This is a genomic window from Pseudomonas koreensis (assembly GCF_025447595.1).
Taxonomy (GTDB): Bacteria; Pseudomonadota; Gammaproteobacteria; order Pseudomonadales; family Pseudomonadaceae; genus Aquipseudomonas; species Aquipseudomonas koreensis_H.
The window spans coordinates 18,563-35,001 of the sequence record NZ_JAOEJU010000002.1 but is presented as its reverse complement, the minus strand read 5'-3'; the positions used below and the strand labels follow the sequence as shown (position 1 = coordinate 35,001).

The window sequence follows — 16,439 nt, the reverse complement described above, 5'->3', positions numbered from 1 at the left end:
GTCACTCCGACCCTGCAACAGTCAGAACGTCCCGGCCCCCTGGTCATGCGCCGGCCTTCCTCGGGTGGGCGCAATAGAAGGCAGCGTTTGGGCTGCCCTCATGTTCAATACCAGTTCGGATCTTTCTTCAGCGTTTCCATCAACAGATCCTGCATGCCCTGGTCGGGCTTGCCGAGGAAGCGGTAGGTGGCATGTCGCGTTGGCGACTTGTCGGCCGGCAGTCCTTCGGGCACATCGACCAGCATGGCGTAGGCATCTTTCTTGTCGAAGCTGAAGGCGACGATCAGGCGGTGGTTGAGGCACTTGTCCTGCGATTCGCAGAGCGGCCCCACCAGATACTGATCGCCATCTTCAGTCACGGCGTTCATCTGTTGGTCCGGCGCGCCGGAGAGGTTCATCACCCACTCCGGCAGGCGTTCTTCCTTCTTCACCACGCCTTCCCAGGTTTCCCTGTATTGCGGGTCGGAATTCAACAGCTCGTTGACCCGCGCCTGGCCGTCATTGGCCGCCATCGCCATGGCACTACCGCCCAGGAGCAGGGCGGCTGCCAGTGTCTTTAAACCCTTCATGTTCAACCTCGACCGCGACGGCCAAAGAAGAAGGAAGCGATAAACATCACCAGGAACACGACAAAGAGAATCTTGGCGATACCCGTGGCGGTGCCCGCGATACCACCGAAGCCCAGTACTGCAGCGATGATGGCAATGATCAGGAATGTGATTGCCCAGCTCAACATGGTGATTCTCCTTGCTTCTATTTAGGGGTGTTGCCGGTCTCGGCGCGGGGGCGCCCAGATTCGTTGATCAGAAAACCCAGCGTTCTTCACGGGGCATGTCGCCCAGTGGCTGTGGCTGGTCGACGTCCATCATGCGCATCGCACCGTTGTCGGCCTGGCTGCTGCTGACGGCGCTGAAGTGCGTTTGCGTCGCGTGTTGCATCGAGATCAGTGGCTCAGGTTGCTGACTCTGCTCCCAGCGCAGGTATTGCTGGCAGGCGATCAGCGTGATCAACAGCGCAAGTGCGCCAAACAGGGCCTGCTGCAAGTGCAGTGGCGAGATACGCATTTGGGCGGCACGTGGGCGAGTCATCCTGGGTTCCTCACTCTTATTCGGTTGGGGCAGTGCATTTCTGCCCGGTCTGAGAGAGCTATTGCAGCCTGCATGCCAGCTTTTTTGTTTGAAAAAACACAATAAAATCAAATAGTTACAGATGTTGTAAAAACTCCTGACGACGCATCCTGCACGATGACCCGCGCCGGGTCGTGCGTAATGCACGATTATTTCGTAGGAGAAATCATTCTTTTTGAATTGAGGGCAGGGTGCGGATGTCAGAAAAGGAGGCAGGAAACCGCCCTGGAACTGTGCGATGTTTAAAAAATCAACAAAATCAGCGGATTAGCCGTGAGGGCAGGAGAGAGCTACCCTGCTATGACTGGAATCGATCAGAATCAACCATGCAACTTGCCCGATTTTTCCGGGACTAACCCAAGACATTCACTTATGGAGCGTAGGAAAAATGGAATCAGCCACTGAGCACCAAGGCCGCATTCTGCTGGTGGACGATGAATCCGCCATCCTGCGAACCTTTCGTTATTGCCTCGAAGACGAAGGTTATACCGTCGCCACCGCCAACAGCGCGGCCCAGGCGGATGCATTGCTGCAACGTCAGGTGTTCGATTTGTGCTTTCTCGATTTGCGTCTGGGCGAAGACAACGGCCTGGATGTATTGGCGCAGATGCGCATTCAGGCGCCGTGGATGCGGGTGGTGATTGTCACCGCTCATTCGGCCGTCGACACTGCGGTGGATGCGATTCAGGCGGGCGCCGCCGACTATCTGGTCAAGCCGTGCAGCCCGGATCAATTGCGCCTGGCGACTGCCAAGCAATTGGAAGTACGCCAGCTATCGGCGCGTCTGGAGGCTCTCGAAGGCGAAATCCGCAAACCCAAGGACGGTCTCGATTCCCACAGCCCGGCGATGAAAGTCGTACTGGAGACCGCGCGGCAGGTGGCGAGTACCGACGCGAACATCCTGATCCTCGGCGAGTCCGGCACCGGTAAAGGTGAACTGGCCCGAGCGATTCACGGCTGGAGCAAGCGCGAGAAGAAATCCTGCGTCACCATCAATTGCCCGTCGCTGACCGCTGAACTGATGGAAAGCGAGTTGTTCGGTCACAGTCGCGGCGCGTTTACCGGGGCCAGCGAAAGCACGCTGGGGCGAGTCAATCAGGCCGATGGCGGTACTCTGTTTCTCGACGAGATCGGCGATTTTCCGCTGACATTGCAACCAAAGTTGCTGCGTTTCATTCAGGATAAGGAATACGAGCGGGTAGGGGATCCGGTTACCCGCCGCGCCGATGTGCGCATCCTTGCCGCCACTAACCTCAATCTTGAAGACATGGTGCGCGACGGGCGTTTCCGTGAAGACCTGCTCTATCGCCTGAACGTCATCACTCTGCATTTGCCGCCGTTGCGCGAACGAGCCGAGGACATCCTGACCCTGGCCGACCGTTTCCTCGCACGCTTTGTGAAGGAATACGCGCGCCCGGCCCGGGGTTTCAGTGACGAGGCCCGCGAAGCGCTGCTGGGTTATCGCTGGCCGGGCAACATCCGCGAGCTTCGTAACGTGGTTGAGCGGGCGAGCATCATTTGCCCACAGGAGCGTGTGGAAATCAGCCACCTCGGCATGGCTGAGCAACCGGCGAACAACGCGCCACGGGTTGGCGCTGCGCTGAGCCTCGACGAGTTGGAGAAAGCCCACATCGGCGCGGTACTGGCGACTGCTGGCACCCTCGATCAGGCCGCCAAGACCCTGGGGATCGACGCCTCGACTCTGTATCGCAAGCGCAAGCAGTACAACCTGTGAGTGCCCGCCGATGAAACTGGCGATGAAGTTGCGGACGCGCTTGTTCCTGAGCATTTCCGCGCTGATCACCGTGGCCTTGCTCGGGCTGATGCTCGGGCTGGTCAGCGTGATGCAGATGGCCGGGACTCAGGAAGCGCTGATCCGCAACAACTTCGTCACCCTCGATCTGGGGCTTAAATTGCGCCAGACCCTCGGCGATCAATTGATCATGATGCTTGCGGAAAAGCCCGACCCCGTGGCATTCGAAGCGTCCAAACAGCATTACTTCCAGCTGCTCGACGAGGGCATCGCCCAGGAACAGAAAGACGACGACCGCCAGTACGGGTTCAGTCAGGCCAAGGCCGACTACCTGAGCTTCCTCGAGGCGTTTGACGTGTCCCGCGATCCGGGCGCCGCTTTGAGTGGCGGGGGCGATTTGCGCGAACGTTTCAACATTCTGCGCAACGGTCTGATTTCCGAGCACAAGCACGCGCTGGACAACATCAATTCGGTACAGCATGCCGCTCGCGACCGCGCGCTGCTGATTTCCGGACTGCTCGGGCTGGTGGGACTGGCAGTGCTGATCATCGGCTTCATTACTGCCCAGGGGATTGCTCGTCGGTTCGGTGCGCCGATCGAGGAGTTGGCCAAAGCGGCGGACAAGATCGGCCAGGGTAATTTCGAAGTGACGCTGCCGGTGTCCTCGGCGATGGAGATCAACCTGTTGACCCGTCGCTTCGGGCTGATGGCCGAAGCCCTGCGCGAGCATCAGGCGACCAACGTCGATGAATTGCTGGCTGGCCAGCAACGTCTGCAAGCAGTGCTCGATAGCATCGATGACGGCTTGCTGATGATCGACCGTCAGGGACATCTGGAACATTTGAACCCGGTAGCCCAGCGCCAACTGGGCTGGGACAGTGATCGTTTCGGTGAGGGGCTGGGCACAGCGCTTCAACGTCCGGAACTGGATGCGCAGCTGCAACTGGTTTTGCGTGGTGGCAATCTTGAGCGGGCTCCGGAAGACTTGAGTATCGAGGTCGATGGTGAATCGCGTTTGCTGACTTACAGCCTGACGCCGGTCAGCCACACTCAGGGGCATATCCTCGGTGCGGTGATGGTGCTGCACGATGTCACCGAGCAGCGTGCTTTCGAACGGGTACGCAGCGAGTTTGTGTTGCGTGCGTCCCACGAATTGCGCACCCCGGTCACGGGTATGCACATGGCTTTCGGGCTGTTTCGCGAGCGGGCGAAGTTTCCCCCGGAGTCTCGCGAATCCGACCTGCTCGACACCGTGAATGAAGAGATGCAGCGTTTGATGCAGTTGATCAACGATCTGCTGAACTTCTCTCGCTATCAGAGCGGTTTGCAGAAACTCACACTGGCTCCGTGTTCAATCGAGGATCTGTTGGAACAGGCGCGTTTGCGTTTCGCCGATGCGGCGGCGCAGAAGGGCGTCGCACTGATTGTCGAAGCACAGGGCCCGCTGCCACGCTTGCAGGCGGATCAGGCGCAGCTCGATCGTGTCCTCGACAACCTGATCGACAACGCCTTGCGTCATACGGCGCGCGACGGATTGATCCGCTTGCAGGCCCGTCGCCATGGCGAGCGGGTGATCATCAGTGTTGAAGACAACGGCGAAGGCATTGCCTACGGTCAGCAAGGGCGGATTTTCGAACCGTTCGTACAGGTCGGCAGGAAGAAGGGCGGCGCCGGGCTTGGTCTGGCGCTGTGCAAGGAGATCGTCCAGTTGCACGGCGGGCGGATGGGCGTTTATTCGCGGCCGGGGCAGGGCACGCAGTTCTACATGGCGCTGGCGGTCTAGGCCTCGTCGTCGATCCGGCGGCCGGCGAGTCGCCTTCCACGTGTGATCAATTCGATAAATTGCACCGCGCTCAAGGCATGGGCGAACAGCCAGCCCTGTCCGAACTTTACCCCTTCGCTGCTCAGTAGTTCGGCCTGGGATTCGTATTCAATGCCTTCGGCGATCACTTTAAGATCCAGCGCCTGGGCCATGTGAATGATGTGCGGCGCGACACCGCTGCTGGCGGCGTCATGGCCGAGGGCATCGATGAATGCCTTGTCGATCTTCAGGCAATCCACCGGCAAGGTTTGCAGGTACGCCAGGCTGCAATAGCCGGTGCCGAAATCGTCGATCAGTACCTGATGGCCGACATCCCGCAGCGCTTGCAGGTTTTCCCGGGCTACCACCACATCGATCAGGCCGCGTTCGGTCACCTCGAAAGCAATCTGCCGTGCCGCGACCCGATGCAGGGTCAGCAGTCGCGCCATGACCTGGCCGATGCGCGGCACCATCACGTCGCAGGCTGCCAGGTTCACCGAGATGTACAGCTGCGGATTGGCCCTGAGCAACTGGCCTAGTTGTTCGAGTAAACGTTGCAGGACGAAATCGGTCATCTGGCGGATCTGCCCGGTATTCTCGGCCATCGGAATGAACAGATCGGGGCTGGTCAGCGTGCCGTCCGGTCTGCGCCAACGCAGAAGGGCTTCAGCACCGACGCAGTTGCGGCTGTCGAGATCGAAGATCGGTTGGTAGAGCACCTGCAACTCACCCCGGCGGATTGCTCCGTGCAGCTCGGCGTCCAGCGACTGGCGTTGGCGTACGATCCAGAACACCAGAACTCCGACAAATGCGCCGAGCACTACGCAAAAAGGCACCATCCACCACCAGAGCTCCGGAATGTGCATGCCGGTCCGTGGGCTGATCAGTACCAGTTGGTATTCCGGGTTGTCGGTGGGCATGCGATAGATCAGACGTGACTGAGTCACCTGCAACGCATCCGTATTTTTCGGCGGCCAGGGTTCTGCAGGTGGCCAGGCTTGTGGAACGCCGAGTACCGGAATTGCCCGGCTACCATGGTCCAGCACCACCAACAGGCTGCTGCCGGGCGAAAGGTCGACCATATCGGTCAAATGCCCGCGTGAGGTGGCCACGCGGAAGTTACCGCGACCCAACATCAACGCCGCGCGATTCTCATCAGGTTCAGTGGTGGTATTCAGCCAGTAGCTGTAAGTCGGGCCTTTGATGTCCGGTGGGCGAGCCACCGACAGACCTTCCTGGCGCGGACGGTTGGAGCAGACCCGTGTTGCGTCCCTGTAGGCGGCTTCGTAGACAAAACGATAGTTGAATGTCACTTGTTGCAAAGTGGCGATCATTTCGTCGTCGCAACTGCGCAAAGGTTGAGCTTCCAGGTCGTCGAGGCTTTCACGTAACTGGCCGAACAGCTGTTCAAGGCGTGCGAGAAAACGCTCGCCTTGAGCGTTCATTTCCTGGCTCTCGCTTTGTTCGACCTGGCGCATGGCGACGTACAGACCGCCAGCGATCAGCAGGCTCGCACTGAGGACAGCCGCGATCATCGCCAGAAACCAGGGGCGATAGAACCAGCTACGCAGCGTCTCTCGGGTAGCAACCATCATGGATATCCGAAGAATTACCAATGAGTTATAGCTGCTGATTACGTTTTCGCCCTGACCGTCGGGCGGGCGTCATTATTTTGTCTGATTCAACACTAGTAGCAATGCTGCCGTTTGCGCATCCGGCGTACCGTCGAAGCGCGTAGGGCGGTAGTGCATCTGGAAGGCTGCGAGCACATGACGGGTCGCCACATCCAGCTCACCGGTCTGCGGCGTCGAGTAGCCCAGACGCGCCAGTTGGCTCTGGAACCAGGTGATGCTCGGCAGCTCGGTGTCGAACTGCGTCTGCTGGCGTGCCACCGCTTGTTCGTTGGGCCAGAGGCCCAGCCCTTCGGCCGCCAAACGCTTCCAGGGAAACAGCGGGCCCGGGTCGAGCTTGCGCAGCGGTGCGATGTCGCTGTGGCCGATGATGTGGCGCGGGCTGATGCCCTGGCGTTTGCTGATGTCCTTGAGCAGAACAATCAGCGATTGCACCTGGGCTTCGCTGTAGGGATACCAGAGGCGACCGGTCGGTGTGTCCTTGAAGCCCGAATTGACGATTTCGATGCCGATCGAGCTGGAGTTAAGCCAGGTACGGCCTTGCCACTCGCTTTCGCCGGCGTGCCAGGCTCGCAGGTTTTCGTCCATCAGCTTGTAGATGGTGGCGTTCTTGTCGTCGCCGATCAGGTAATGGCTGCTGACTTCGCCGTGAGTCAGCAGTTGCAGCGAGCGCTCCAGCGAGGCGGAGGTGTAATGCACGATCACAAACTGCACGCGGCTGTCGTGATTGACCGAAGGATGGCTGGTGTCAAAACGCGGGCCGCTGGCACAACCGGCCAAGAGGATCAGCGACGCGAGCAGGGTAAAAAATTTCATGGCAGAGGGCAGTACACGCAAGTCGATAATGCAACAGTGTAACGTATCGCCTTGCGCTTCGACGCTTAAAGGGCTGATTTAAACAATATGGAACAATTGCCTCAGCCCAGCTCCACCCGGTTACGCCCTGCGTTTTTCGCCCGGTAAAGCGCTTGATCGGCTCTTTTGAGCACCAGATCGCTGTGTTCTCCCGGCCGAAACGCCGCCAGTCCCATGGAAACCGTGATCGTGACGCGCTCGCCCTTGAAGTGAAACGGGCAGGCTTCGATGGAAGCGCGAAGGGTTTCAAGGAGTTTGGCGCCGACCGCCGGCGGGGTGGCCGGAAGCAGCAGGACAAATTCCTCCCCGCCGAAACGTGCGATGAAGTCGCTGCCGCGTAGACGTTTGCGCAGCACTGTGGCGATGATCTTCAATACTTTGTCGCCAGCCAGATGCCCGTAGTTGTCGTTGATCCGTTTGAAGTGATCAAGGTCGAGCATGGCCAGGCTCAGCGTGTTGCCGTGCTGTTGCCATTGAGCGATTTCATGTTCGAGCCGCTCGGTCCAGGCCGCGCGATTAGGCAGGCCGGTGAGCGGATCGATCAGGGCTTTCTGGCGTTGCTCTTCAAGGTGTTCGCGATAGCCCAGCGCTTCCTGCTCCATGTGCGCGACTCGCTCGGCCAGGCTTTTCAGGCGTCCGGCGACTTCCTGTTCCCGGGCGTCACGCTGCTTCTGGTGCTGATCCATCGTGCCGAGCAGGCCTTCGAGGTGGTTTTCCAGTACCTGCTTCAGATCGTCCAGATCGGCTGCTTCTTGAACACTGGTCTGCAAGCCGTCGACCTGTTCGCGGATCTGCGTGTCCATTGCTCGCGCCGCAGAGCTGTTATCGGCGTGGCCGTCGCTGGCAGCTTGCAGGTTGCTCTGGAACGCCTCAAGGCGTTCATTGAGTTGCTGCAGATAGGCTTCGAATTCGTGCTGGCCGCTGTCGGTAATGGCCAGCATCAAAGTCGCCAGATCGTCGAGAATCGGCAGCAGTTCGTACCAGTTCAGACCGTTTTTCAGGCGATCACGCATGGCCTCGGCTTGCGGGCGGTGGCGCTCCGGCAGGGTCAGGTCGTCCAGCAATCCGATCAGCGTGTCTTCGATGTGTTTGGCGACCGAACTGTAGGAAGGCTCCGGCGAGTCCGGGAGGGCGTAGAGAATGTCGTGCTCGGATTGCTCCGGATCGATTGCAGCCAATGCCTGAGCGATGGGCTCGGGCAGGGGCAGGCTGTCGAGGATCACCGGCGGCGGAGTATCGCCGGGGTGGATCAGTTCGTCCGGGTTGATGGCTGTTGGCACTGCCGGCGCGAAAACCGGTGGAGGCGTGAAGGCCTGCGGTTCTGTTTCTGGCTCGGCGGGTTCTGGTTCGCTGGGGGTGGTGGGGGCTTCGGTGAGTATTCTGGCCGGCTCGAAGGCCACCACCTCCGACTCCGCATGGTAATCGTGGGTTGGCGCTGGAGTTTTCGCGGGTTCGGCCACGGGGGCGGCGACCGGTGCCTGGCTGACGGGCGCAGGGGCGATCGCTTCGACGGGCGTGACAGGCGCTTCCTGCAACGGCGCGGTTTGATGAGTGACGGGCAGTTGCTCTGGCTGTGCGGGCGGTGCGGCCACGGCAGGCTGGGTCGCCGTCACAGGCGTTTCCTCGCTGTCGCGGCTGCCGAACAGACGCTGCAACAATCCTGGGCGTCCCGGTTCCGCCGGCGTCTCCAGCTGGCTCAATGCCTTGCCCTGCAAGCCGCTGAGCTCGCTGAGCAGCAGCGGCATTTCCCTTGCCTGACTGACCCGGCCGTCCAGCTGCTTGGCGAATTTCTTCAACGGCTGGGCCACATCGCGGGGCAGGGGCAGTGATTGCAACTGAGTGACCAGCGCAGTCAGTGCGGTGCTGACCTGCTCGATCCGGGTTTCCCGACGCTGCTCGGAATCGAGCACGGCTTTTTCCAGGCGAGGCAGCAGGGCTGCGAGGCCGGCGTCCATGTCATCGGTGCGCACCACATCGCGCATCTCTTTCATGCACAGATCGACCACGCGGTCGGTGCCTTCCGCCGCCAGGGTGCTGCGCACCAGGCCACGGCGCAGCAGGTCGAGCCGGGCGTCCCATCGACGTTCGAGCTTTTCCTGTTGTTCGATGCTTTTGAGGTATTTCTCTTTCCAGCGCTGGGCTTCGTCGCTCATTCAGGGGTTCCGCGAAGGGCAGTGCTCAACGCGGGCAATGCATCGGCCGTGAGCGAACCCGGCAGACGAATCTCTACCGCGACCGGCAGGTGATCGGAAATCGGTTGTGCCAGCACTTCGACCTTTTCCAGGGTCAGGGTCGGGCTGAGCAGAATATGGTCCAGGCAGCGCTGCGGGCGCCAGCTGGGGAATGTTGCCTCGAGTTGCGGGGCCAGCAGGCCGAGGTCGCGCAACGGCGAGTGTTGCAGCAGATCGCTGGCGTGGGTGTTCATGTCGCCCATCAGCACCTGATGCTTGTAGTCGCCGATCAGCTCGCGAATATAGGCCAGTTGCATGCTGCGGGTCCGGGCGCCGAGCGCCAGGTGCATCATCACCACCACCAGTGCCTCGGGGCCTTCGCCAAAACGCACCAGAATTGCCCCGCGTCCTTTCGGACCCGGTAGCGGGTGGTCTTCGATCGCCCACGGCCGCAGGCGACTGAGCACGCCATTGCTGTGCTGGGCCAGTCGGCCAAGGTTGCGATTGAGTTGTTGATACCAGTAGGGGAAGGCACCGAGCTGGGCCAGGTGTTCGACCTGATTGACGTAGCCTGAACGCAGGCTGCCGCCATCGGCTTCCTGCAGGGCGACCAGATCGAAGTCGCCGAGCAGATTGCCGATCTTTTGCAGATTGGTGGAGCGCCCGGGGTGCGGCAGCAGATGCTGCCAGCTGCGGGTCAGGTAGTGCCGATAGCGTTCAGTGCTGATGCCGACCTGAATATTGAAGCTGAGCAAGCGCAGACGGCTGTCTGCGGGCAGGCCCGTCGAATCCAGATGATGCTCGTTGACCTGCGGTTCATGCAGGCCAACGAGTCGCTCGGCACCCCAGCGGCGCATGGCGAGTGCCGCGCTTAGTTGGCGGCTGCCTTGTTGGTCGCTCGCTCTTTGGCCACCAGTTGGTCAGCCAGTTTCAGCGCCTGTTCGGCGCCGCCGGCGGAGCCGATGTCGAAGCGGTACTTACCGTTGACGATCATGGTTGGAACGCCGGAGATTTCATACTTCTTGGCCAGTTCGCGGGCTTTCACGATCTGCCCTTTGATGGCGAACGAATCGAAGGTCGCCAGGAACTTGTCCTTGTCTACGCCTTGGGTGGCGAGGAAGTCGGCCATGTCGTTCTTGTCGGTCAGTTTTTTGTGTTCTTTCTGGATCGCGTTGAATACGGCAGCGTGAACGTTGTGCTCGACGCCCATGGCTTCCAGAGTCAGGAACATCTGGCCGTGAGCGTCCCACGGGCCACCGAACATTGCAGGAATGCGTACGAAGTTGACGTCGGACGGCAGTTTTTCAACCCATGGATTGATCACCGGCTCGAACGCGTAGCAGTGCGGGCAGCCATACCAGAACAGCTCGACCACTTCGATCTTGCCAGGCACGGCGACCGGTACCGGGTTGCTCAGTTCGACGTAAGGGGCAGCAGGGGCTTCGGCGGCCTGGGCGGTTACGCCGAACAGGCTGGCAGCGACGAGGGCGGCGCTGATGATCAGATTACGCATGCTTTACTCCTGGACAATTTTGGTCGCCTCGCGCGACCTGTTTTCAGACAGATCCTGGCGGGCATGAGTTCTGTAGTGTAACGGCAGCGGCCACAAAAAAGGGCGGCCAAAGCCACCCTTTTTATACTTCCTGCGACGGATTAATCGAGCGTTAACGTGGCAGGCGTTGGCCACTGCACGCAACGCTCGAATCGCGCGTCTTAGTGCAGGCCCTGAATGTAGCTGGAGACTGCCGCGATGTCTTCGTCGCTCAGCTTGCGGGCGATGGTGCGCATGGTCATCGCGTCGCCGTCGTTGTTGCGGCCGGCTTCTTCCTTACGGAAATCGGTCAGCTGCTTGGCGATATATTGAGCGTGTTGGCCACCCAGGTGCGGGAAGCCGGCGGCTGCGTTGCCGGCGCCGTTCGGCGAGTGGCAACCGGTGCAGGCTGGCAGGCCTTTCTCAAGGTTGCCGCCACGGAACAGGGCCTCACCGCGAGCGACGATCTTCGGATCGGCGGCGCCAACGCTGCCTTTCTGGCTGGCGAAGTAAGCGGCGATGTCGGCCAGGTCCTGATCGCTCAGGTTGGTCAGCAGGCCGGTCATTTCCAGAACGGTGCGCTTGCCCGACTTGATGTCGTGCAATTGCTTGGTCAGGTAGCGTTCACCCTGTCCGGCCAGCTTTGGAAAGTTTGGCGCCATGCTGTTGCCATCCGCGCCATGGCAGGCGCCGCATACGGCGGCTTTTGCCTGGCCTGCGGCTGCATCACCGGCAGCATGGGCGAAGCCTGAGATTCCCACGGTCAACAGCAGACTCACGATCAGTTTGTTCATCAGCTAATCCAACTACGGCTAAGGGTTAAGAGTTATGGACCGGGCTTACTCTCGCTCATCCAGAGGATGAGGGCCTGGTAATCCTCGGCACTGCAGTCCATGCACAAACCACGCGGCGGCATCGCCTTGAAACCCTGGGTCACGTGTTGCACCAGCGTCTCCATACCTTTCGCCAACCTCGGCGTCCAAGCTTCCTGATCGCCTCTTCTGGGCGCCATGGGTAGTTGGCCGGAATGACAGGCTCCACAAACACGGTTGTACACGGCTTCCGGATCCTGTGTAGCCTGTGCGCTGTAAAGCGGCATCAAGACTCCGGCAGCCAGCAGCCATTTCGTCATAAAACGACCTTTTCAGGGTTGAGAGCGTTCTGCGTTCTAATGCGCAATCAAGGTCTGTCGCTCTCGTGAACTTCATCCTTCGCTGGGACAAAGCACACACAAAATCTGCGGCATTATATACTGGCGTCACTGAAACGGAAGCGACACCGCGTTCCGCGCCTAATCCCGGCGCCGCCCACATCGGAAATCCCATGCAACTCAAGAATCCCATCCTCGGCCTGTGCCAACAGTCCACGTTCATGCTCAGTGCCGCCAAAGTCGATCAGTGCCCCGACGACGAAGGCTTCGAAGTGGCGTTCGCCGGTCGTTCCAACGCCGGTAAATCCAGCGCGCTGAACACTCTGACTCACGCCAGCCTGGCGCGCACCTCGAAAACCCCGGGTCGCACACAGCTGTTGAACTTCTTCAAGCTAGACGATGAACGGCGTCTGGTCGACCTCCCGGGCTACGGTTATGCAAAAGTACCGATCCCGCTCAAGCAACACTGGCAGCGTCACCTCGAGGCTTACCTCGGTGGCCGCGAGAGTTTGAAGGGTTTGATTCTGATGATGGACATTCGTCATCCAATGACCGACTTCGACCTGCTGATGCTCGACTGGGCCGTTGCCGCCGGCATGCCGATGCACATCCTGCTGACCAAGGCCGACAAACTGACCTATGGCGCAGCCAAGAACACCCTGCTCAAGGTGCAGTCGGAAATCCGTAAGGGTTGGGGTGATCAGGTAACGATCCAGCTGTTCTCCGCCCCAAAACGCATGGGCCTGGAAGAGGCCTACACTGTGTTGGCAGGCTGGATGGAGTTGGCGGATAAAGGCGCAGAAGCAGCGGCAGAGTAAGGGATTTCAAAACTGTCTGTGGTGCTGTCAGGCAAGGCAAAAGCATTGCTAAAAAGCGGAGTTTAGGGGACCTAAATGAGCATTTTTAGCAATGCTTTTAACGCAGTCTGGCGGCGCCACAGGCAGTTTTGAGGCAAAAAAAAGCCCCGGACTTCATATGGGGAGGGAGAAGTTCCGGGGTTTAAGTTCCGAACCGCTAGGGCGGGGTTCAGATATCTGCCAACACTTAACACAACATAGGAGCATCGAAGGGCTTCACCAGCCATTCAGTATCTCTGAGTGCCCTGTCGCAAGATTAGTTCAGAATCTTTTCAAAAAACTTTGGAATAAGTTCAAGAACGATCAGGCCTAAGCGCATTTCGATGCCTTTGCCGCGACGCTCGGTCGCGGCAAAACCCCGTCCCAGAGGCCTCAGTGCGCCTCGTCCCAGTTGTTGCCAACCCCGACTTCCACCAGCAACGGCACGTCCAGTTTTGCCGCCTCGCTCATGTGCACGCGAATTTCTTCGCGAACCTGATCGACCAGATCCTCGCGAACCTCCAGCACCAGTTCGTCGTGCACCTGCAGGATGACTTTGGCGTCCAGCCCCGAAGCGCTCAGCCAGTTATCCACCGCCACCATGGCTTTCTTGATGATGTCTGCTGCGGTGCCTTGCATCGGCGCGTTGATTGCCGTGCGTTCGGCGGCTGCGCGTTCCTGCGGCTTGTTGGAGTTGATGTCCGGCAGATACAGGCGACGACCGAAGATCGTTTCCACGAAGCCCTGATCCGCTGCCTGGGCGCGGGTGCGATCCATGTATTCACGAACGCCCGGGTAACGCGCGAAGTAGGTGTCGATGTAGGCCTTGGCGGTCTTGGTGTCGACGCCGATGTCCTTGCCCAGCTTCTGCGCGCCCATGCCGTAGATCAGACCGAAGTTGATCGCCTTGGCGCCCCGGCGCTGGTCCGAGGTCACCTCATTCAGCTCGACCTTGAACACTTCGGCCGCCGTAGCGGTGTGCACGTCCAGGTTGTTGCGGAAGGCGTTCATCAGGCCTTCGTCGCGGGACAGGTGGGCCATGATCCGCAGTTCGATCTGCGAGTAGTCCGCCGCCAGCAGTTTGTAGCCTTTCGGCGCAACGAAAGCCTGACGGATGCGTCGGCCTTCAGCGGTGCGCACCGGAATGTTCTGCAGGTTCGGATCGCTCGACGACAAGCGCCCTGTCGATGCCACAGCCTGATGATACGAGGTGTGAATACGCCCGGTACGCGGGTTGATCTGCTCCGGCAGGCGATCGGTGTAGGTGCTTTTCAGCTTGCTCATGGAACGGTGTTCCATCAGCACTTTCGGCAAGCGGTGATCGTCTTCGGCCAGTTTCGCCAAGACTTCTTCGGCAGTGGATGGCTGGCCCTTGGCGGTCTTCTTCAGTACCGGCAGGCCAAGCTTTTCGTAGAGGATTACGCCCAGCTGCTTCGGCGAACCGAGGTTGAATTCTTCACCGGCGATCTCGAACGCTTCACGTTCCAGCGCGACCATCTTGTTACCCAGCTCGATACTCTGGATGCCGAGCAGCTCAGCGTCGACGAACGCGCCCTGGCGCTCGATGCGAGCGAGCACCGGCACCAGCGGGATCTCGATGTCGGTCAGTACGCTGGCCAGGCTCGGGATGGCGCTGAGTTTTTCGAACAGCGTCTGGTGCAGGCGCAGGGTCACGTCGGCATCTTCGGCGGCGTATGGGCCGGCCTGTTCCAGAGCGATCTGGTCGAAGGTCAGCTGTTTGGCGCCTTTGCCGGCGATGTCCTGGAAGCTCACGGTGGTGTGATCCAGGTACTTCTGCGCCAGGCTGTCCATGTCGTGACGGGTGGCGGTGGAGTTGAGCACGTAGGACTCAAGCATCGTATCGAAGGCGATGCCGCGCACGGTGATGCCTTCGTTCTGATCGCCACCGATGGCGCAATTGGCCAGGATGTTCATGTCGAACTTGGCGTGCTGGCCGACCTTGAGCTTGTCCGGGTCTTCGAGGATCGGCTTGAGCGCGCGCAGCACGGTGTCGCGATCCAACTGCTCCGGCACGCCGATGTAGGAGTGGGTCAGCGGGATATAGGCCGCTTCGTTGGCCTGCACCGCGAAGGACAGGCCGACCAGTTGTGCCTGCTGCGCGTCGATACCGGTGGTTTCGGTGTCGAAGGCAAACAGCTTGGCGTTCTTCAGTTTTTCCAGCCAGACGTCGAAGCGTGCCTGATCGAGGATGGTTTCGTACGCGGCTTCAGTTGGAGCGGCAGGCGCTTCCTCCGCAGGCGCGCTGAACAGATCGCCGGCCGGCGCAGGCTCGGTGGCAGCGCTCAACTCCAGACGCTTGGCATCCCGCTCCAGATCATTGATCCAGCTTTTGAACTCCAGCAGGGTGTAGAGCTCAAGAAGTTTTGCCGGATCTTCGGCGCCCATTTGCAAGTCGTCGAGGCCGATATCCAGCGGCACGTCGACCTTGATGGTCGCCAGTTGATAGGAGAGGAAGGCCATCTCCTTGTGCTCTTCGAGCTTGGCCGGCAGGGTCTTGGCGCCACGAATCGGCAGGGTCGGCACGATGTCGAGCTGCGCATACAGCTCGGTCAGGCCACCGTTGACGCCGACCAGCAGGCCGGACGCGGTCTTCGGGCCGATGCCCGGAACGCCGGGGATGTTGTCGGAAGAATCGCCCATCAGGGCCAGATAATCGATGATCTGCTCCGGAGCGACGCCGAATTTCTCCTTCACGCCTTCGACGTCCATCGAACTACCGGACATGGTGTTGACCAAGGTAATGTGGCCGTCGACCAGTTGCGCCATGTCCTTGTCGCCGGTGGAGATGATCACCGGGCGATCGGCGGCCGCGCTGCTGCGGGCCAGGGTGCCGATCACGTCATCGGCCTCGACGCCTTCGACGCACAGCAGCGGGAAACCGAGGGCGATCACGCTCTGATGCAGCGGCTCGATCTGCACGCGCATGTCGTCGGGCATGCTTGGGCGGTTGGCCTTGTATTCGGCGTACATCTCATCGCGAAATGTCCCACCCTTGGCGTCGAACACCACGGCGAACGGGCTGTCCGGATACTGCTTGCGCAGGCTCTTGAGCATGTTCAGCACGCCCTTGACCGCACCGGTCGGCAGGCCTTTGGAGGTGGTCAGCGGTGGCAGCGCGTGAAAGGCGCGGTACAGGTAAGACGAACCGTCCACCAGGACGAGGGGGGCTTGGCTCATGAGCAGGATCAACCTTTTCGGCGGGTCCGGCGCTAGAATAGCGGGACCGTTGACGACAAAGGGACAAGGTTATCATGCGTACGTTAAATCGCTTGCTGCTGGTCAGTCTGATTGCTGTCTCACCGCTGGCCGCGATCGCGGCGGATGATGCGCCGTCGTCGGAGCCGGAGGTTACCATTAGCACGCACACGGAAGGCGACAAGGTCATTCAGGAATACAGCCGGAGTGGATTCGTGTATGCGATCAAGGTCACACCGAAGGGCGGCAAGCCCTATTTCCTGGTGCGCGCCGATGGTACGGACGCGAACTACATTCGGTCCGACCAGCCGGATATGCTGATTCCGTCGTGGGAAATCTTTACCTGGAAGTAAGTTTCCTGACTTTTA

15 protein-coding genes are annotated in these 16,439 nt (G+C 60.1%); 4 read left to right on the top strand and 11 right to left on the bottom strand.

What is annotated here, in order from left to right; genetic code table 11:
- Positions 1 to 104: 104 nt before the first annotated feature.
- The 3 genes from N8H71_RS03965 to N8H71_RS03955 form a co-directional block, all read right to left on the bottom strand.
- Positions 105 to 569, bottom strand: coding sequence for an inhibitor of vertebrate lysozyme family protein (locus N8H71_RS03965; protein WP_085690412.1), 465 nt, complete (start codon positions 567 to 569; stop codon positions 105 to 107).
- A gap of 2 nt (positions 570 to 571) precedes the next feature.
- Positions 572 to 736 (bottom strand): DUF1328 domain-containing protein, encoded by a 165-nt coding sequence (locus N8H71_RS03960; RefSeq protein WP_003177151.1) that lies wholly within the window; start codon positions 734 to 736, stop codon positions 572 to 574.
- 67 nt (positions 737 to 803) lie between these two features.
- Complete coding sequence (locus N8H71_RS03955) at positions 804 to 1,088, bottom strand: hypothetical protein (protein WP_007954051.1); 285 nt, start codon at positions 1,086 to 1,088, stop codon at positions 804 to 806.
- Between the two features lie 427 nt (positions 1,089 to 1,515).
- Here N8H71_RS03955 and algB point away from each other — a divergent pair, with 427 nt between their 5' ends.
- A complete protein-coding gene (gene algB / locus N8H71_RS03950) occupies positions 1,516 to 2,862 on the top strand; it encodes a sigma-54-dependent response regulator transcription factor AlgB (RefSeq protein ID WP_025112294.1) in 1,347 nt (448 codons plus the stop codon).
- 10 nt (positions 2,863 to 2,872) lie between these two features.
- Entirely contained in the window at positions 2,873 to 4,663 is a 1,791-nt protein-coding gene (locus N8H71_RS03945; protein ID WP_262192993.1) for a KinB sensor domain-containing domain, read from the top strand.
- Here the strand turns inward: N8H71_RS03945 and N8H71_RS03940 are convergent.
- The 7 genes from N8H71_RS03940 to N8H71_RS03910 form a co-directional block, all read right to left on the bottom strand.
- The gene (locus N8H71_RS03940) at positions 4,660 to 6,273 is read right to left on the bottom strand and encodes an EAL domain-containing protein (protein WP_262192992.1); all 1,614 of its coding nucleotides are present in this window, start codon (positions 6,271 to 6,273) and stop codon (positions 4,660 to 4,662) included. The genes N8H71_RS03945 and N8H71_RS03940 overlap by 4 nt on opposite strands.
- A 75-nt stretch (positions 6,274 to 6,348) precedes the next feature.
- Entirely contained in the window at positions 6,349 to 7,128 is a 780-nt protein-coding gene (locus N8H71_RS03935; RefSeq protein WP_262192991.1) for an N-acetylmuramoyl-L-alanine amidase, read from the bottom strand.
- A gap of 101 nt (positions 7,129 to 7,229) precedes the next feature.
- A complete protein-coding gene (locus tag N8H71_RS03930; RefSeq protein ID WP_262192989.1) occupies positions 7,230 to 9,320 on the bottom strand; it encodes a GGDEF domain-containing protein in 2,091 nt (696 codons plus the stop codon).
- Positions 9,317 to 10,195, bottom strand: a complete 879-nt coding sequence (locus tag N8H71_RS03925; RefSeq protein ID WP_262192988.1) for an endonuclease/exonuclease/phosphatase family protein — start codon at positions 10,193 to 10,195, stop codon at positions 9,317 to 9,319. Before N8H71_RS03925 ends, N8H71_RS03930 begins: the two co-directional genes overlap by 4 nt.
- 14 nt (positions 10,196 to 10,209) lie before the next feature.
- Positions 10,210 to 10,851 (bottom strand): thiol:disulfide interchange protein DsbA/DsbL, encoded by a 642-nt coding sequence (locus tag N8H71_RS03920; RefSeq protein WP_007954043.1) that lies wholly within the window; start codon positions 10,849 to 10,851, stop codon positions 10,210 to 10,212.
- Between the two features lie 200 nt (positions 10,852 to 11,051).
- Positions 11,052 to 11,663 (bottom strand): c-type cytochrome, encoded by a 612-nt coding sequence (locus N8H71_RS03915; protein ID WP_262192987.1) that lies wholly within the window; start codon positions 11,661 to 11,663, stop codon positions 11,052 to 11,054.
- Positions 11,664 to 11,695: 32 nt separating this feature from the next.
- Positions 11,696 to 12,001, bottom strand: coding sequence for a c-type cytochrome (locus tag N8H71_RS03910; RefSeq protein WP_045121721.1), 306 nt, complete (start codon positions 11,999 to 12,001; stop codon positions 11,696 to 11,698).
- A 191-nt stretch (positions 12,002 to 12,192) separates the two neighbouring features.
- Between N8H71_RS03910 and yihA the strand changes: the two genes are divergently transcribed.
- Positions 12,193 to 12,837 (top strand): ribosome biogenesis GTP-binding protein YihA/YsxC, encoded by a 645-nt coding sequence (gene yihA / locus N8H71_RS03905; RefSeq protein ID WP_039764859.1) that lies wholly within the window; start codon positions 12,193 to 12,195, stop codon positions 12,835 to 12,837.
- Between the two features lie 411 nt (positions 12,838 to 13,248).
- On the opposite strand, the gene polA is transcribed toward yihA, so the two are convergent.
- Positions 13,249 to 16,053, bottom strand: coding sequence for a DNA polymerase I (gene polA / locus N8H71_RS03900; RefSeq protein WP_262192986.1), 2,805 nt, complete (start codon positions 16,051 to 16,053; stop codon positions 13,249 to 13,251).
- Positions 16,054 to 16,127: 74 nt separating this feature from the next.
- Between polA and N8H71_RS03895 the strand changes: the two genes are divergently transcribed.
- The gene (locus N8H71_RS03895; protein WP_011331780.1) at positions 16,128 to 16,424 is read left to right on the top strand and encodes a DUF2782 domain-containing protein; all 297 of its coding nucleotides are present in this window, start codon (positions 16,128 to 16,130) and stop codon (positions 16,422 to 16,424) included.
- Positions 16,425 to 16,439: the final 15 nt, after the last annotated feature.

What these genes read in the sequence shown, in the direction of transcription:
- N8H71_RS03965 (WP_085690412.1), bottom strand. Translation starts at nt 569, where the DNA reads ATGAAGGGTTTAAAGACACTGGCAGCCGCCCTGCTCCTGGGCGGTAGT.
- N8H71_RS03960 (WP_003177151.1), bottom strand. Translation starts at nt 736, where the DNA reads ATGTTGAGCTGGGCAATCACATTCCTGATCATTGCCATCATCGCTGCA.
- N8H71_RS03955 (WP_007954051.1), bottom strand. Translation starts at nt 1,088, where the DNA reads ATGACTCGCCCACGTGCCGCCCAAATGCGTATCTCGCCACTGCACTTG.
- algB (WP_025112294.1), top strand. Translation starts at nt 1,516, where the DNA reads ATGGAATCAGCCACTGAGCACCAAGGCCGCATTCTGCTGGTGGACGAT.
- N8H71_RS03945 (WP_262192993.1), top strand. Translation starts at nt 2,873, where the DNA reads ATGAAACTGGCGATGAAGTTGCGGACGCGCTTGTTCCTGAGCATTTCC.
- N8H71_RS03940 (WP_262192992.1), bottom strand. Translation starts at nt 6,273, where the DNA reads ATGGTTGCTACCCGAGAGACGCTGCGTAGCTGGTTCTATCGCCCCTGG.
- N8H71_RS03935 (WP_262192991.1), bottom strand. Translation starts at nt 7,128, where the DNA reads ATGAAATTTTTTACCCTGCTCGCGTCGCTGATCCTCTTGGCCGGTTGT.
- N8H71_RS03930 (WP_262192989.1), bottom strand. Translation starts at nt 9,320, where the DNA reads ATGAGCGACGAAGCCCAGCGCTGGAAAGAGAAATACCTCAAAAGCATC.
- N8H71_RS03925 (WP_262192988.1), bottom strand. Translation starts at nt 10,195, where the DNA reads ATGCGCCGCTGGGGTGCCGAGCGACTCGTTGGCCTGCATGAACCGCAG.
- N8H71_RS03920 (WP_007954043.1), bottom strand. Translation starts at nt 10,851, where the DNA reads ATGCGTAATCTGATCATCAGCGCCGCCCTCGTCGCTGCCAGCCTGTTC.
- N8H71_RS03915 (WP_262192987.1), bottom strand. Translation starts at nt 11,663, where the DNA reads ATGAACAAACTGATCGTGAGTCTGCTGTTGACCGTGGGAATCTCAGGC.
- N8H71_RS03910 (WP_045121721.1), bottom strand. Translation starts at nt 12,001, where the DNA reads ATGACGAAATGGCTGCTGGCTGCCGGAGTCTTGATGCCGCTTTACAGC.
- yihA (WP_039764859.1), top strand. Translation starts at nt 12,193, where the DNA reads ATGCAACTCAAGAATCCCATCCTCGGCCTGTGCCAACAGTCCACGTTC.
- polA (WP_262192986.1), bottom strand. Translation starts at nt 16,053, where the DNA reads ATGAGCCAAGCCCCCCTCGTCCTGGTGGACGGTTCGTCTTACCTGTAC.
- N8H71_RS03895 (WP_011331780.1), top strand. Translation starts at nt 16,128, where the DNA reads ATGCGTACGTTAAATCGCTTGCTGCTGGTCAGTCTGATTGCTGTCTCA.